Annotated in this window: 13 protein-coding genes and 1 pseudogene; 6 read left to right on the top strand and 8 right to left on the bottom strand. The window is 72.3% G+C overall.

Annotation, left to right across the window (positions count from 1 at the left end; all coding sequences use genetic code 11):
• Positions 1-329: 329 nt before the first annotated feature.
• Positions 330-1,316, bottom strand: a complete 987-nt coding sequence (locus tag ACOBQU_RS18130; protein WP_423628257.1) for a LuxR C-terminal-related transcriptional regulator — start codon at positions 1,314-1,316, stop codon at positions 330-332.
• 485 nt (positions 1,317-1,801) lie between these two features.
• On the opposite strand from ACOBQU_RS18130, the gene ACOBQU_RS18125 reads away from it, so the two are divergent.
• From ACOBQU_RS18125 to ACOBQU_RS18110, 4 genes are all read left to right on the top strand, one after another.
• The gene (locus ACOBQU_RS18125; protein ID WP_423628255.1) at positions 1,802-2,779 is read left to right on the top strand and encodes an MBL fold metallo-hydrolase; all 978 of its coding nucleotides are present in this window, start codon (positions 1,802-1,804) and stop codon (positions 2,777-2,779) included.
• Between the two features lie 258 nt (positions 2,780-3,037).
• Positions 3,038-3,895 carry a PhlD gene (locus ACOBQU_RS18120; protein ID WP_423628253.1) on the top strand — a complete coding sequence of 286 codons (858 nt, stop codon included), beginning with the start codon at positions 3,038-3,040 and terminating at the stop codon, positions 3,893-3,895.
• Positions 3,896-4,092: 197 nt separating this feature from the next.
• Positions 4,093-4,929, top strand: a complete 837-nt coding sequence (locus tag ACOBQU_RS18115; protein WP_423628251.1) for an XRE family transcriptional regulator — start codon at positions 4,093-4,095, stop codon at positions 4,927-4,929.
• A gap of 21 nt (positions 4,930-4,950) precedes the next feature.
• Complete coding sequence (locus tag ACOBQU_RS18110) at positions 4,951-5,424, top strand: hypothetical protein (RefSeq protein ID WP_423628249.1); 474 nt, start codon at positions 4,951-4,953, stop codon at positions 5,422-5,424.
• A gap of 84 nt (positions 5,425-5,508) precedes the next feature.
• Here the strand turns inward: ACOBQU_RS18110 and ACOBQU_RS18105 are convergent, their stop codons facing one another.
• The 6 genes and pseudogenes from ACOBQU_RS18105 to ACOBQU_RS18080 all read right to left on the bottom strand — a co-directional run bounded on the left by ACOBQU_RS18105 (position 5,509) and on the right by ACOBQU_RS18080 (position 11,901).
• Entirely contained in the window at positions 5,509-6,603 is a 1,095-nt protein-coding gene (locus ACOBQU_RS18105) for a response regulator transcription factor (protein WP_423628247.1), read from the bottom strand.
• Between the two features lie 73 nt (positions 6,604-6,676).
• Positions 6,677-7,656 (bottom strand): annotated as a pseudogene (locus tag ACOBQU_RS18100) (helix-turn-helix transcriptional regulator).
• Between the two features lie 29 nt (positions 7,657-7,685).
• Complete coding sequence (locus ACOBQU_RS18095; RefSeq protein ID WP_423628245.1) at positions 7,686-8,573, bottom strand: helix-turn-helix transcriptional regulator; 888 nt, start codon at positions 8,571-8,573, stop codon at positions 7,686-7,688.
• Between the two features lie 247 nt (positions 8,574-8,820).
• A complete protein-coding gene (locus ACOBQU_RS18090) occupies positions 8,821-9,666 on the bottom strand; it encodes a LuxR C-terminal-related transcriptional regulator (RefSeq protein WP_423628243.1) in 846 nt (281 codons plus the stop codon).
• Positions 9,667-9,934: 268 nt separating this feature from the next.
• On the bottom strand, positions 9,935-10,915 hold the full coding sequence (locus ACOBQU_RS18085) for a LuxR C-terminal-related transcriptional regulator (protein WP_423628241.1): 981 nt from the start codon (positions 10,913-10,915) through the stop codon (positions 9,935-9,937).
• Entirely contained in the window at positions 10,912-11,901 is a 990-nt protein-coding gene (locus ACOBQU_RS18080; protein WP_423628239.1) for a helix-turn-helix transcriptional regulator, read from the bottom strand. Before ACOBQU_RS18080 ends, ACOBQU_RS18085 begins: the two co-directional genes overlap by 4 nt.
• A 487-nt stretch (positions 11,902-12,388) precedes the next feature.
• Between ACOBQU_RS18080 and ACOBQU_RS18075 the strand changes: the two genes are divergently transcribed.
• Positions 12,389-12,766: a hypothetical protein gene (locus ACOBQU_RS18075; protein ID WP_423628237.1), complete on the top strand. Its 378-nt coding sequence runs from the start codon at positions 12,389-12,391 to the stop codon at positions 12,764-12,766.
• Positions 12,767-12,874: 108 nt separating this feature from the next.
• On the opposite strand, the gene ACOBQU_RS18070 is transcribed toward ACOBQU_RS18075, so the two are convergent.
• Positions 12,875-13,291: a pyridoxamine 5'-phosphate oxidase family protein gene (locus ACOBQU_RS18070; protein WP_423628235.1), complete on the bottom strand. Its 417-nt coding sequence runs from the start codon at positions 13,289-13,291 to the stop codon at positions 12,875-12,877.
• Between the two features lie 184 nt (positions 13,292-13,475).
• Here ACOBQU_RS18070 and clpB point away from each other — a divergent pair, with 184 nt between their 5' ends.
• The gene (clpB, locus tag ACOBQU_RS18065; RefSeq protein WP_423628233.1) at positions 13,476-16,172 is read left to right on the top strand and encodes an ATP-dependent chaperone ClpB; all 2,697 of its coding nucleotides are present in this window, start codon (positions 13,476-13,478) and stop codon (positions 16,170-16,172) included.
• The last annotated feature ends 70 nt before the right edge of the window (positions 16,173-16,242 follow it).

Below are 16,242 nucleotides of genomic sequence, written 5' to 3'. Positions count from 1 at the left end.
GCCGGGGCGACCTTGGGAAGCGCGACTCTGCGGGGGGAGACCACAACAGAGCCACATGGACGCGGGAACCGGTCCGGCTCCAGTACCGGATGGGAACCGATCCGTTCCCCGCTGCCTCGACCACGATGCAACGCGCCGCCCACGCTCCGCTACCGTCATCTTGTTGCGGTGCAAGGGGCGGAGGCGGGGGCAAAGCCGGTTAATTCCGGATGTTTGATCATGTGCCGCCGGTCAAGTTCCCCTGGTCTTCGGGCGGAACCGGTCGGTTTCAGTCACCGTGGCGCGGGATGTCCGGGTCGCACGGCCCCGCTCGGAGAGCCGGGCCTCCTCTAGGGGCTCTGCTCCAGGATTCCCGACCGGCCGATGAGGAACCCGAGTTGGGCCCGGCTCTGACCGCCCAGGGTGGAGTTGAGCTTTGCGATGTGCACACGGACGGTGCGCACGTTCAGCTCCAGGCGCCCGGCGACCTCCGCGTCGCTGAACCCCTCGGTGAGCAGCTTCGCGATCTCCCGCTGGATGGGCGTGAACGCCTGCGCCGGGGGGCGCGGCGGCGCGGGCCGGTACAGCGGGTCGGCCATGCGCCACAGCACGTCGAAGGCGGTCGCCGCGTAGGTGACCAGGGCGGGGGAGCGGACCTCGAAGGCGACCTCGCCGCCCGACTCGGCGGGCAGGAGCGCGACGTCGCGGTCGAAGACCAGCAGGCAGCCGGGGATGTCGTCGAGGGTGCGGACCTCGTACTCGACGGGGAGTCCGCTGCCCGAGGCGGCGGGGCCGGGCGGCGCGGCGCCCTCGGACCGCGGCCGGGCGAGCGTGCGGATGTGGCCGCCGCGGGCGGCGAACTCGGCCATGCGCCAGGGCTCGTCGTGCGGCAGCAGCCGGGGCTGGCCGGGGTCGCGCGGCTGGATGGCGAGGACCTCGCGGGAGGCGGCGGCCAGCGCCTGCCGCACGGCCTGCCGGATGCGGGGCACGCCCTGGAGCACCGTGATCTGCGAGGCCGCGAGGTCGGGGCGGTCCTCGGGCGCCAGGTGCAGGAACGGCTCGAAGGCGTCGGCGAGCCGGGCCGCGCGGCTGCGCCGCAGGGCGATGCCCCGCTCGATGTCCTCCAGGAGCCGGGCGGCGCCGACCGCCGGGGCGGTGGGCCGCAGCCAGGGGCCGCCGGTGCCGCCCTCGGGGTCCGCGCACAGCAGGCCCGCCTCGGTCAGACAGGGCGCGGCGGCCGCGGCCTGGCGGTGGATCCGCCCCGCCCGCAGGGCCTGCCCGTACACCTCCTGACCAGCGGTACACAGGTCTCCGGCCTCATGCGCCACGTGCTCCACGCCACCACCAGTCACCTCGCCCGGGCCCTCCAGGCCCGCGCCCTCGAAGCGGCCCGGACCGCCGGGAGCCCCAGACTCCCGTGCCGCTCCGTCCCGCACCTGCTGCCCTGCCCGGCCGAGCCCGCGCGGCTGGGCATACGACGGGCTGCCCGGCCGACCGCCGACCGCCCGCCCCGCGGGCGCCGTTCGCCGTACGGCCCCGTCGACGTGCCGGGCGTCGCCCAGCGTTCCATTGTGGCCGCCGCGGCTCCCCGGATCGGGTGGGAAAATATCGCTACTATTCGCCGCCGGGCCGTACGGGGCCGACGCGCGGGGCAGCCGCACGTCGGACGCGACGCACCGTCAACTGCCCGCCGTACCAGTGGCCTTGGGCGCCCCACCGGAGGCCGCCCGCGCCACGGCGGGCGACGCCGCCCCGCCCCGCGCCCACCCCTGTGGCGTTCACCACAGGCCAACACCCCGTGACCGCCACGGAAGATACCGCTATGGAGCTTCCCGCGGACCTCACCGTCCTGTCCCCCGACGGCCTGTACCTGTGGGCGCCGAGCGGCGCCGCCGGGGCCTGGGGCCTCGCCAACTGCCTGCTCGTCGCCTCGGGCGGCGAGGCCGCGCTCGTCGACACGCCCTACGACCCGCGCATGACCCGCGCCCTGATCGCGGCGGCCGACCGCGTGCTGCCCCCGGGCACCGAGGTGACCACGGTGGTCAACACCCACGCCAACGGCGACCACTGCTACGGCAACTCCTTCTTCCCCGGCGCCGAGATCGTCTCCACGCAGGCCAGCCTGGAGCGCCACTGCCACGAGATCACCCCGCAGCAGATGCACCACCTGGTGCACGTCAGCGACCCCGACGACCCCATCGGCTGGTACGCGCGCGAGCGCTTCGGCTCCTACGAGTACGCCGACACCCGGGTCGTGCCGCCCACGCTCACCTTCAGCGGCTCGTACGACCTGAAGGTCGGCGGCGTCGAGCTGCGGCTGATCGAGGTGGGGCCCGCGCACACCGCCGGTGACCTGGTCGCGCACCTGCCCGGGCAGGGCGTGGTGATGGCGGGTGACATCGTCTTCCCCGAGGACCACCCCGTGCACTGGGAGGGCCCGCTCGCCGAGGTGGCGCGGGCCTGCGAGGACGTGCTCGCCCTGGACGCCGACCGGATCGTCCCCGGGCACGGCGGCGTCATCGGCCCCGAAGGGCTGCGCGCCCACATCGCCTACCTGCGGGAGCTGGAGGGCCTGATCCACGAGCGGCACGCGCGCGGCCAGGGCCCCTACGAGGCCGCCGATGCCATCCTCGCGGACGGCTTCCACCCGCACCTCGGGGCGCCGGAACGGGTCGTCATGGTGACGTTCGTCGAGTACCACCACCTCGCCGCGACCGGCGCCGCCCCCGACATGGCGGCCCTCGCGAGCCACGCCGCGCGCTGGGCCTACGACCGGCGGCACGCCGCCACCGGCGGCTAGCCCGATGGCGTACGTCAGCCGCCCGGGCACGGCCGACGCCCGGCACGAGGTCACCGTGGAGCTGCTCGCCGAACACCTCGCGCGCGCCTGGCCGCGCCACCCGCGCCTGCGCGCGCTGCGGGAGGCCGCGCGCGGCATGGCGGGCCAGCGGCGGCGGTACGTCGGACACCCGTACGCCGACGTGCCCTTACCCCGCGGGCGTCCCCACCGCCCGCGTTCGAGCCGCCCGCCTTTGAGCCGCCCGCCCCCGAGCCGCCCGTGCTGCCCCCGTTCGAGCGCCGCGCGACCTACGCCGACCGCGTCCGGGCCGTCTTCGCCCAGGGCGCCGACCTCGCCGAGCGGGCCGCGGCCGCCGCCCTGACCGAGGCCGGGGTGCCCGCCCGTGGCCTCGGCGGGATCATCACCTTCCAGGGCCGGGGCGTGCCCGTCCCCGGCTACGACACCCACCTCGTCGCCGCGCTCGGCGTCCCGGCCGGTGCGGTGCGGATGTCGCTCGCCGCGACCGGCGGCGCGCACGCGCTCGGCCTCGCCGCCGTCCTCGTACGGCCGCGCCGCCCGCTCCTCGTCGTCGGCGCCGACGTCCTCGGGGCCGCCGCCCATGCGTCGGGAACCGGCCACTTCGACTCGCTGCTGCACCGCCTGCTCCTCGGCGACGGGGCCGCCGCGGCCGTCGTCAGCGCCGAACCGCTCGGCGGGCCCGCCCTGCACATCGAGGACGGCTGGAACTACGTCCGGCCCGGCACCGCCATCGACCAGCAGCTGCGGGCCCACGACGAGGGCCTGCACTTCGAGTCGCCCACCGGCGCCGCCCGCGCCGTCACCCACGTCGTCGACCAGCTGCCCTGGCGGTCCGGGGCCTGGCGCCCCGACTTCACCCTCGTCCACCCCGGCGGCCCGCACTACCTGGACGCCGTCGCCGCCTCCGGCCTGTGCCCCGAGTCCGCGCTGCGGCACGCCCGCGCCGCCTTCGCCGACGGCGGCGACACGGGCGGCTCGGCGGTGCTGCGGGTGCTCGCCCGTACGTACGACGATCCGCCGCCCGCGGGTGCGCGGGGGCTGCTGCTCGGGGTCGGGCCCGGGGCGTGCGGGGCGGCCTCCGTGGTGCGCTGGGGCTGACGCGGGGCGCGCCGCGGGGGCGGTGCGGGGGGCGCGGCGGGGGCTGATACGTGGCGGTCCCGGGGCCGCCGCGGTGACGGTCTGTTGGTCGCCGGGTCGTCTGGGTCTATGGTGCAGACACCGCGCTCGTGGCTCGCCGCGATCACACGCGAGGGGAACGAGGGGGATCAGCGGCACGAGGGGAAGGGGAACGGACCGTGGACGAGGAGGGGCTTCGCCGGACCCTCAGGGAGCTCCGGGCCCGGGTCGCGCCGGAGGACGTGGGCCTCACCCCGCAGCCCCAGGGGCGGCCGGGGCCCCGCGTCTCGGGCCTCGCCCAGTCCGACATGGACATCCTGATGAACCGCGCCGTGGGCACGTACCACCGCTTCGAGAGCGGCAAGATGCTCCCGCGGGACGACTACCTCCGCCAGGTCGGGCGCATCCTGCGCATGACCGAGGACGAGTTCACCCAGGTCTACCTCTTCTGTCTCGGCCAGCGGCCGCCGCACCCGCTGGACCCCAGCGGCGGCGTCACGATGGCGGCGGCCGACGCCTGGCGGCGCGCCGTGCAGGGGCAGCGGGAGATCGCGTACGTCAACAACGTCCAGTGGGACCTGGTGGCGTACAACCAGCCGTTCGCGGACATCTTCGAGAACGGCGTGCCGGAGAACACGATGCGGTGGATGGCCCTCGCCGACGAGGCCCGCGACCACATCCTCACCGACTGGGAGACCCGCTGGGCGCCCGGTCTGCTCAACCAGATCAGGCTCGCGCACATCCAGAACCCGGAGAACCGTTCCCTCGCCCAGCTGCACCGGGACGTCACCCGCGACAAGTACGCGGGCCCCATCTACGAGCGCGGCACCGAGGTCTACATCCACCCCGACGGCGACGTCCGGCCGATCCACCACCCGAAGAAGGGTCCCGGCCTCATCACGATGGTCGTCTCGGAACCGGCGAGCTCCCGCGGGGCGCGCCATGTCGTGCTGCTCTTCGACCCCCTGCCCGGGGCCGAGGACGCCGCGCCCCCCGGCACCCACCGTGAACGCTGAGCCGAGAGCAGCGAGACCGAGATGAAGAAGAGCCCGACGGCCGCAGGCCAGCCGCCCGGGGAGGGCGTCCTCGCGCCCTCCTGCCTGGCGTCCGTGGTGCACTGCATCGCCGGTGACCTCAACGGCCGCGGCTATCCCGTCACGTGGGTCGTGGACCGCCAGCTGCTGGTGGGCGGGCTGCCGCTCCAGGTCGTCGCGAAGGTGTCCGTGGTGCGGGTCCTGAACATCGCCTTCAGCGGTGGGCGGGGCGAACGGGGCGGGCCGGGGGAACGGGACGAGGGGGGCGAGCGGGACGAGCAGGGGGAGCGGGTCGTGTGGCGGGAGCACTGCGAGCGCGCGGTGTCCTGGCGGGTGACGATGGGCCGCCCGTCCTCGGTCCGCTGGGAGCAGTCGGCGCTCCTGGACCTGGGCGCCGACGGCCTCGACGGCGAACGCGTGGTCCGGGCGGCGCTCAGGGCGCTGGGCCTGCCGCAGCAGCGCGCCGTCTACCACTAGCCCTCGCCTCTTGCCCCTTACCCCCTACCCCCCACTCCTTTCGCTGCTTTGCTGACGGGAACGTTCCCGTGGGCCTTTGGCGGATCAGTTGGTGCCGAGCCCCGACCGGCCGATCAGATAGCCGAGTTGGGCGCGGCTGTTGCTGCCGAGGGCCGAGGCGAGTTTCGAGATGTGCAGCCGTGTGGTGCGCAGATTCATGTCGAGCCGCTTGGCTATCTCGGCGTCCGTGAGGCCTTCCGCGAGAAGGCGGGCGATGGTCCGCTGGCGTGTGGTGACGCCGTTCTCCGCGGGAAGTTGGGGCACGTTCGGAAACAGCGGCGTGGCGAGCCGCCACAGCCGGTCGAAGGTGACCGAGAGATAGTCGACGATGGCCGGATGCCGGATTTCCAGGGCCACCGTGTGCTCGTCGTTGGCGGGAATGAAGGCGACCGTCCGGTCGAGCACGAGCATGTGCCCGGTGACCTCGCCGAGCGTGCGCGCCTGGATGTCCCCGTCGAGGCCCTCGAAGTACGCCAGCGCGGACTGGGTGTGCCGGGAGGAGTGCTGGTGCAGGGTGCGCACGTGCCCGCCCCGGGACAGCAGGTCCTGCTCCAGGGGTCGCGCGCGGCACAGCGGCTCCTCGGCCCAGGGCCCCTGCCGCCGGATGGCCAGCGCCTCCCGCGCGGCGTCCGCCATGGCCTGCCGCAGGGCGGTGTCGATGCGGGCGGGGCCGTCGAGCACGGTCAGCGGCGGGGGCTCGGCGGCGGCGCCCGCGGCGTCCGGTGCCGCGAGCGTCAGCAGCGGCTCGAAGGCCCGGAACAACCGTTCCTCGTACGCCCGTTGACGTGCCACCTCGTCCTCGATACCGCGCAGCAGCCGCGGCAGCGCCGTGGACGGCGGGGTCGGCAGCAGCCAGTCCAGGTCCTCCACGTCCGGGTGCAGCAGCCCGAAGTCCACCAGACACGGCGCCTGCGCGGCCTCCTCCCGCCGGATCCGCGACGCCCGCAGGGCCCTGCCGTACACGGCGGAACCGGCGGCGCAGAGCCGGTCCACACCGTGCGGGGGGTGCGCCCCGGCCGGGCTCTCCCCGCTGGCGCACCCCGCGGACGCGTGCCCCTCTGCCGGACTCTCCCCGGCCGCGCTCTCCCCGGCGGGGCTCTCCCCTGCCGCGTGCTCCCCGGGCGGATGCTCCCTGGGCATGTGCGGTTCCTCCCCGTGCGTCGGTCGGCCACCGCTCACCGATGGTGGTCCAGGAGCCGTGAGCGGTGCCCTGTCACTGAGGACGGCGGTCGAGTATGCCGGACTGGCCGATGAGATAGCCGAGTTGCGTGCGACTGCCGCTGCCGAGGACGGCGGCGAGCTTGGCGATGTGCACCCGGGCCGTGCGGACGTTCATGCCGAGCCGGTTGGCTATCTCCATGTCGGTGTGGCCCTCGACGAGGAGTTCGGCGATGGCGTGCTGACGGGGGAGATGCCGCCGTGCGAGGGCTGCGGCGCGGCGCGCGGCCACATCGGCAGGGCCAGGTGCCACAGCAGCTTGAAGACGGCGACCAGGTGGTCGACGATGGCGGGCTGCCGTATCTCCAGGGCGAGGTCGCGCCGCTCGTTGGCCGCGACGAAGGCGACGGACCGGTCGAACACCATGAGGCGCTCCGGGACCTCGTCCAGCGTGCGGATCTCGACGTCCCCCTCCAACTGCTCGTAGTGGACGAACACGGCGGGATCGTGCCGGGTCGTGTGCTGGTAGAGGGTGCGCATGCGTCCGCCGCGGGCGAGCAGTTCGTGGGCGCGGGGCAGCGCCCTGTTCAGGTCCGACGTACGCTTCCCGCCGGGCTGGATGGCGAGGGCCTCCTGGCTCGACTGGGCCACCGCCTGGTCCAGGGCCGCGTTGATGGTGGGCAGGCCGCGCAGGACGGTGACGGTGGCGGACGCGCGGGCCGCGGGCGTGGGCGTGCGCGGGGTGAGCGCGGTCAGCCGGGCGAACTCCTCCTGGAGCGCCGCCTCGCGACGCCGCTCCTCGCGGATGGCCTGCTCGATGTTCCGGAGCAGGTGCGGCAGGGCCACGGACGGGGCGGTGGGAAGCAGCCACCGCAGGTCGTCGAGGTCGGGGTGGAGCAGGCCGAAGTCCACGAGGCAGGGGGCCTTCTCGCTGTCGGACACGGAGATGCCGCCCGTGGACAGCGCTTCGGCGTACAGGGCCAGGGCCGCGTCGCACAGTTCGTCCGGGCCGTGCGTGACGTGTTCGTTCACCATTGCTGCGGCGAACCTCCTCGCCGTGGTGGTCAGTCGGTCTTCTCCAGAATTCCTGAGCGGCCGATGAGGTAGCCGAGTTCGGCGCGGCTGCGGCTGCCGAGGGCCGTGGAGAGCTTCGCGATGTGGACGCGCGCGGTCCGTACGTTCATCTGCAGCCGGGAGGCGATCGCGGAGTCGTTGAGGCCCTCCACGAGCAGGGCTGCGATGTGGCGCTGCCGGGCGGGGACGCCCTGGCTGAAGGGACGGGTCACGCGCTCGGGGTACTGGTGAGCGGCCAGCCGCCACATGAGCTGGAACGTGGTGGTCAGATAGGTGACCAGGGGGCCGTTGCGTATTTCGAGCGAGATGTGGTCGTGTCCCTGGGCCGCCATGAACGCCACGTCCCGGCCGACGATCACCAGGGGGCGGGCGACGTTGTCGAGGGCGCGGACCTCGACGTCCTCGCCCAGCGCGGCCCAGTCGTCCGGGGAGCGGCGCTGGCCGTGCGGCGACGGGCGTCGGCAGAGCACGCGCAGCCGGGCGTTCTGCTTCACCGGGCGCTGCCCGAAGGCGAGGGACACGGCCGGGTCGGCGGCGGTCGCGGTGGTGCCGGGGTGCATGACGCGTACGTCTCCGGTGACGTGGGCGCAGGCTTCCTCGACGGCGGTGCGGGTGCGCGGGAACCCCTTCAGGACGGTGATCCCGTGGCAGCCGGAGGCGGCGAAGCCGCGGTCCAGGCGCGTGAACGGTTCGAACCGGGACACCAGGTGGTTCTCGCGGCGGCGGTACCGCGCGACCGTCCTGTCGACGGCCGCGAGCAGCCGGGGCAGCGCCACGGAGGGCGCGGTGGGGCGCAGCCACTCCGTGTCGTCGGGGTCGGCGTACAGCAGCCCCGAGGTGATGGCGCAGGGGGCCGGTGTGGCGTCCGCACGGTGCACCCTGCCCTCGCTGAGGGCACGGATATACGCAGACTTGGCTGCCGTGCACAGCTCACCCGGATGATGAGGTTCGTGCGCCGTGCTCATCGTGATCCTTTCACGCGGGGCTGGCTTCTTCGACGTGCTGGGAGTCTACGAAGTGGTGCGCGGAGTGCCGTTATGGGTGGACCGATAGAACCAGCCGTTTCGCTTTCGACCTCGCAGCGGACCGGACGATCCGGGTCCGATTTTTGGCGGCCGTCCGTGCTCAGCGATTGAGCAGTTCGGACTTGCCGATGAGATAGCCGAGTTCGGCCCGGCTTTTGCTGTGCAGGATGTCGGAGAGTTTGGCGATGTGTACGCGGACGGTGCGGACGTTCATGCTGAGTCGGGAGGCGATCTGGGCGTCCGTGAGGCCCTCGATCAGCAGGCTTGCGATGGACCGCTGGCGTGCGGTGATGCCGTTCACGGTTGGTTGGGGGGTCGGCGTGGGGAATAGGGGGGTCGCCAAGCGCCACAGGAGGTCGAACACGGTGATGAAGTGACGGATCAGCGCGGCCTGATGGATCTGGAGCGCGGTGTGCTGGCCTGGTCCCGGTATAAACGCCGTGGAATCGTCGAATACGAAAAGTCGTTGGGGAAGTTCGTCCAGCGTGCGGACTTCGGCGGGCCCGCGCAATTGCTCGTAGTAGGCATGCACCCAGGAGGAGTAGCGGCTGGTGTGCTGGTAAAGGGTGCGGGTTCGGCCGCCGCGCGCGAGGAAGGCTTCCGTATGGGCCACGGCGGAGGTGGGGTCCACGTTGGTCACGTCCACGATGCGGCGTCCTGGGTGGAGGAACAGTGCTTCGTTATGGGCCGCGTCCATGGCGCGCATGATGGCGTCGTTGATCTCCTCCAGGCCCCGGAGCACCGTGTAGCCCATTGCGCCGGAAGGCGGTGGCCCGATGAGTTCATCCCTCATGAGGGCATCGAAGGCTATGGCCAGCCGTTTTCCTCGTCGGCGGTGTTGGGTGATGTCGTCCGCCGTGGCACTGAGCAGGTGGGGGAGTGCGACGGTGGGTGTCATGGCGCGCAGGATGCCGGGGTCGGTGGCATCGTCGTACAGAAGCCCCAAGTTCCAAAGACAGTCAGCCCGTTCCGCGTCCCCCGGTCGATTCCCCCGTCGTGCACGGCGCGCACGTACAGAGCCCTGCACGGCTCGCACAGTTCCCCGTCCCCGTGTGGTGCGTGAGATGCGCTCATGCCCCTCCCCGTGATCGGCAGAGCCTCATCGCTGTGATGCGGGGAATTCTACGAAAGCAAACGCTGGCGGGCACTCGTTTCCGGCAGCGTGGTGGCGCGCGCGTTCGCGTCGCGCGGTGGGTGGGCGCGGCCGGTTCGCCCTAGCGTCGCTGGTCGACGATGCCGGACTGGCCGATGAGGTAGCCGAGTTGGGCGCGGCTGCCGCTGCCGAGGATGGCGGCGAGTTTGGCGATGTGTTCGCGGGCGGTGCGGACGTTCATGCCGAGGCGGGCGGCGATCTCGTTGTCGGTGAGGCCCTCGATGAGGAGTTCCGCGATGGCGCGCTGGCGGGTGGTGACGCCGTTCTCGGAGGGGAGTTGCGCGGGGTGCGGGTACATCGGCGCGGCCAGGTGCCACAGGCGCTCGAAGGTGGTGATGAGGAAGCCGACGATGGCGGGCTGGCGTATCTCCAGGGCGACCGTGCGGTCGCGGCTCGCCGGGATGAACGCCACGGAGTGGTCGATGACGACCATGCGCTCGGTGACCTCGTTGAGGGTGCGGACCTCGACGTCGCCGTCGAGCTGTTCGTAGTGGGCGAGCGCGGGCAGGGAGTGGCGGGTGGTGTGCTGGTAGAGCGTGCGCATGCGGCAGCCGCGGGAGAGCATGGCCTGCTCGCGGGGGAGGGCGTCGGCGAGGATCTCGGGGGAGCGGGCGCCGCCGGGCTGCACGGTCAGGACCTGCTCGGTGGCTTCGCGCATGGCGTCGTCGATGGCGGTGTTGATGCGCTCGAAGCCTTCGAGGGCGACGAGTTCGGGGCCCGCGGTGCTGGGGGCGCGGCCGGTGTGGGCCGTCATCAGGTTCTCGAACAGGGCGGTCAGCTCCTCCTCGCGGCGGCGCTGGCGGGCGACGTCGTCCTCGATGCGGCGGAGCAGGTGCGTGAGGGCGACGGCCGGGGCGGTGGGGAGCAGCCAGCCGATGTCCTCCAGGTCCGGGTGCAGCAGTCCGAAGTCGATCAGGCAGGGGGCGGTGTCGGCGTCCTGGTGCCGCACGCGCCCTTCGCGCAGCGCGCGGGCGTACAGGGTCGAACCCGTCTCACACAGTTCGTCGGGGCCGTGCGGGTGAGGGTGAGGCTCGGTGGTCATTGTGGTTTGTCCTGCTCAAGGATTCCGGATTGCGCGATGAGGTAGCCGAGTTGGGCACGGCTGCCGCTGCCGAGGGCCGCGGCGATCTTGGCGATGTGCGCACGGCACGTGCGCACGTTCATGCCTAGACGACGTGCGATGGCCTCGTCTACGTGGCCTTCCACAAGAAGTCTTGCAATGGACCTCTGCACCCCCGTGATTCCGTTTGTCGGCGGGCCGTACGGGGCCTCCTCCAGGAGCGGGGACGCGCGCTGCCAGAGCTGCTCGAACACGTTCGCCAGATAGGAGACGAGCCCGGGGTGGCGGAGTTCGAGGGCGACCTGGGCGTCCTCCTGCGCCGGGATGAAGGCGACGGCCCGGTCGAAGACCATCAGCTTCTCTATCAGCTCCTCCAGCGTCCGCACTTCCACCTTGCCCTGCCGCATGTACTCGGCGTAGGCGATGGTCCCTTGGCTGTGCCGCGCGGTGTGCTGGTAGAGGGTGCGCATCCGGATGCCGCGCTCGATGACGGTCTGGCTCCGCCGCACCGCCTCCCGCAGGATCTCCTCGCTGCGCCCGCCGCCGGGCTGGACCGTCAGGATCTCGGACTGGCACTCGGCTATGGCGACCTTGATGGAGGCGTTGATGCGCTCGGAGCCCTCCAGGACGGTGATCGAGTGGACGGTGGAACGGTCCTGAGCGCTGATGGCGAGGAATGGCTCAAAGACTTCGGTCAGTTCGATGGCCACGGACCTGCGGTCCTGGATCTCGCGCTCGATCGGACGGAGCCGCTGGGCGAGTGCCGTGGTGGGCGGAACGGGGCGGAGCCACTCGGGGTCGTCGGGGTCGGGGTGCAGCAGCGCGAACTCGACCAGGCAGGGAGCGGCGGCCGCTTCGGCCCGCGCTACCCGTCCCGAGCGCAGTGCGTCGGCGTAGAGCCGCTTGCCCTCCTCGCATAGCTCGGCAACGGAGTGCGGATGTGCCCGAATTGAGCCCTTTGACGTCATAGCTCCACCCCCCAGGGTCCTGAACGTGCAGGAACATGATGCATCGCTCCTGTGGTGCTGGCATGGCCGAATGAGCCATCGTCGTTGAAGGCCGGGGGAGAGTCGCTATGGAAGTGAGGACGAAGCCCGCTATGCGCAAGGGAATGCTTCGCTCGGTACTCATCGGTGCCTTCTCGGCCGGGCTGGCCATTAGTGCCTTGGGAGCCATCGATGTCAGCCAGGGTGCCACGCACTCGTCAATGAGCAACGCTTCGGCGTCCGACCTCATACGGGACACCACGCCAGTTGGTACGGCGGGGCAGGACGACCTCGTATGGATGACCCCGTCGGCCGTCGCGAGTGGTGCGGGTGACCTCGTGTGGGCCGTGGCGCCTCCTGGCCCGTCCGGACAGGACGACCTCGTCTGGAAGGGTCAGACCTCGTCCCCCGGTGCTTCCACGCAGGTTGACCTCGTATGGGCCGTGACTCCGAAGGGGGTAGTACAGGCATGACCACCCCGCCCGACGACCGTACCTTCCGGCGTGAGATGGCCACCGCCTACCGTTCCGGCTGGCACTTCATCGACCTCGTCACCGCGATCCCCCACCCCGGCGACTCGTTGATGGTCACCCTCGTCGGAGAGCCCGTCATCATCGTGCGCGACGATGACGAGGACATCCGCGCCTACCGGTGCCTGCGCCGCCCCCGCGGCGCGCCCCAGCCGGTGCGGTGCGCTGTTCGCTACGGCATGGTCTTCGTCAACCTCGACCAGCGTGACCACCAGCTGATCGGGAAGCGGAAGCGGGATGCCGGTCAGCGGACGTCGGCCGTGTCAGCGGCCTCAGCAGCCACAGATCCCCTCACAGCCACCCCCCGCAGCGCCTGACGCGATTCCCCCGTCGTTGTAAATCGCGCAGGTGCTTCCCCCAGCAGCGGCGCCACCGTGGACCTGAACACGGTGGCGCCGCTGTGGTGTGTGCGCCAGGCGCGCAGGTCAGGCCTTGCCCATCGCCCGGGTCAGGGCGATCTCGATGACCACCCGGTTCGGGTTCACCCGCGGCGGGCGCCCGTACCGCTCCTCGTAGCGCCGCTCCCCCTCCGCGACCCGCGCCGGGTCGGAGGTCACCGTGGCGCGCCCCTCCAGCGTGGCCCAGCGGCGGCCGTCGACCTGGCAGACCGCCGCGCGGGCGCCGTCGCCGCCGTCGGCGAGCGCGGCCGCGAGGACGTGGGCGACCTTGCGGCTGCCCTTGTCGGCGAGGACCCGGGCGAGGCCCGCCTCGGGGTCGTACGTCACGCCGACGGGCACCACGTGCGGAGTGCCGTCGGGGCGGAGCGTCGTCAGCGTGCACAGGTGGCGTTCCCGCCAGAAGCTGAGGTACGCGGGAGAGGGGGAGCGCGGGTCCAGGGCCATGGCCCAGAAACCTAGCCCACGGCCCCCTGGGCGCCTGGCCCCACGTCCTTGAGTGGAATAGACTCAACTTTGTGTACGTTGACTGAGTCAGAGTGAGAACGTCTTACCCGCGCAAGGACGCGTCGTACCCGCGCAAGGACGCCAGGACGCACGTACGCCAGGACGCAAGGAGGAGTAACCCCACGTGGACGCCGAGCTGACGAACAGGAGCCGGGACGCGATCAACGCGGCCACGAGCCGGGCCGTGTCCGCAGGCCACCCGGACCTGACCCCCGCCCATCTGCTCCTCGCGCTCCTGGAGGGGCAGGACAACGAGAACATCACGGACCTGCTGGCGGCGGTCGACGCCGACCAGGCCGCCGTGCGCGCGGCCGCCGAGCGCGTGCTCGGCTCGCTGCCCAGCGTCACCGGCTCGACGGTCGCCCCGCCGCAGCCCAACCGCGACCTGCTCGCCGTGATCGCCGACGCCGACCGCCGCGCCAAGGACCTCGGCGACGAGTACCTGTCGACGGAGCACCTGCTGATCGCGCTCGCCGCGAAGGGCGGCGCCACCGCCGACGTGCTCACCGAGCAGGGCGCCACCGCCGAGAAGCTCCTCACCGCCTTCGAGAAGACCCGCGGCGGCCGCCGCGTCACCACCCCGGACCCCGAGGGGCAGTACAAGGCCCTGGAGAAGTTCGGCACCGACTTCACCGCCGCCGCCCGCGAGGGCAAGCTCGACCCCGTCATCGGCCGCGACCAGGAGATCCGCCGGGTCGTGCAGGTGCTCTCCCGCCGTACGAAGAACAACCCCGTGCTGATCGGCGAGCCCGGCGTCGGCAAGACCGCCGTCGTCGAAGGGCTCGCGCAGCGCATCGTGAAGGGCGACGTCCCGGAGTCCCTGAAGGACAAGCGGCTGGTCTCGCTCGACCTGGGCGCGATGGTCGCGGGCGCCAAGTACCGGGGCGAGTTCGAGGAGCGCCTCAAGACGGTCCTCGCGGAGATCAAGGACTCCGACGGGCAGATCATCACCTTCATCGACGAGCTGCACACCGTCGTCGGCGCCGGTGCCGGGGGCGACTCCGCCATGGACGCGGGCAACATGCTCAAGCCCATGCTGGCGCGCGGCGAGCTGCGCATGGTCGGCGCCACCACCCTCGACGAGTACCGCGAGCGGATCGAGAAGGACCCGGCGCTCGAGCGCCGCTTCCAGCAGGTCCTGGTCGCCGAGCCGTCCGTCGAGGACTCCATCGCCATCCTGCGCGGACTCAAGGGGCGCTACGAGGCCCACCACAAGGTGCAGATCGCGGACAGCGCCCTGGTCGCCGCCGCCACGCTCTCCGACCGGTACATCACCTCCCGGTTCCTGCCGGACAAGGCCATCGACCTCGTCGACGAGTCGGCGTCCCGGCTGCGCATGGAGATCGACTCCTCGCCCGTGGAGATCGACGAGCTGCAGCGCGCCGTGGACCGGCTGCGCATGGAGGAGCTGGCGCTCAGCAAGGAGACCGACCAGGCCTCCAAGGAGCGCCTGGAGAAGCTGCGCCGCGACCTCGCCGACAAGGAGGAGGAGCTGCGCGGCCTCACCGCCCGCTGGGAGAAGGAGAAGCAGTCCCTCAACCGCGTCGGTGAGCTGAAGGAGAAGCTCGACGACCTGCGCGGCCAGGCCGAGCGCGCCCAGCGCGACGGCGACTTCGACACCGCCTCCAAGCTGCTGTACGGGGAGATCCCCGCCGTCGAGCGGGACCTGGAGGCCGCGTCCGAGGCCGAGCAGGAGGCCGCCAAGTCCGGCGCCAAGGTCGACACCATGGTCAAGGAGGAGGTCGGCCCCGACGACATCGCCGACGTCGTCGCCGCCTGGACCGGCATCCCCGCCGGGCGCCTCCTCGAAGGCGAGACGCAGAAACTGCTGCGCATGGAGGACGAGCTGGGCAAGCGGCTCATCGGGCAGAGCGAGGCCGTGCGCGCCGTGTCCGACGCCGTGCGCCGCACCCGCGCCGGGATCGCCGACCCGGACCGGCCCACCGGCTCGTTCCTCTTCCTCGGCCCCACCGGCGTCGGCAAGACCGAGCTGGCCAAGGCGCTCGCCGACTTCCTCTTCGACGACGAGCGGGCCATGGTCCGCATCGACATGAGCGAGTACAGCGAGAAGCACAGCGTCGCCCGCCTCGTCGGCGCCCCGCCCGGGTACGTCGGCTACGAGGAGGGCGGCCAGCTCACCGAGGCGGTGCGCAGGCGCCCGTACTCCGTCGTGCTGCTCGACGAGGTCGAGAAGGCGCACCCGGAGGTCTTCGACATCCTGCTCCAGGTCCTCGACGACGGCCGCCTCACCGACGGCCAGGGCCGGACCGTGGACTTCCGCAACACCATCCTCATCCTGACCTCCAACCTGGGCAGCCAGTTCCTGGTGGAGCCGCTGACCAGCGAGCACGAGAAGAAGGAGCAGGTCCTGGAGGTCGTCCGGGCCTCCTTCAAGCCGGAGTTCCTGAACCGGCTCGACGACCTGGTGGTGTTCTCCGCCCTGCACAAGGACGAGCTGGCGCGGATCGCCCGGCTCCAGGTCGACCGCCTCGCCCGGCGCCTCGCCGACCGGCGGCTCGCGCTCGACGTCACGCCCGAGGCGCTGGCCTGGCTCGCGTACAAGGGCAACGACCCGGCGTACGGAGCCCGGCCGCTGCGCCGCCTGATCCAGACGGCCGTCGGCGACCGCCTCGCCAAGGAGATCCTCGCGGGCGAGGTCAAGGACGGCGACACGGTCCGCGTGGACGTCTTCGGGGACGACCTGATCGTGGGGCCCGCGAGCGGGTCCGGTACGGGGTCCGGTACGGAGCCCGGTACGGGGGCCGGGGCGGGGTCCGCGAGCGGGTCCGGGGACGCGGAATCCTCCGGAAAGTCCCTGTAGGGGGCGCGTCGGGGCGCCGTAACCGGTCACATCCGGGGGCGGGGGTTGCGGCCCCCCGCCCCGGATGGGG

It is taken from the genome of Streptomyces sp. G45 (assembly GCF_049542095.1).
Classification (GTDB): domain Bacteria; phylum Actinomycetota; class Actinomycetes; order Streptomycetales; family Streptomycetaceae; genus Streptomyces.
This window is presented reverse-complemented; position numbering and strand designations above follow the sequence as displayed.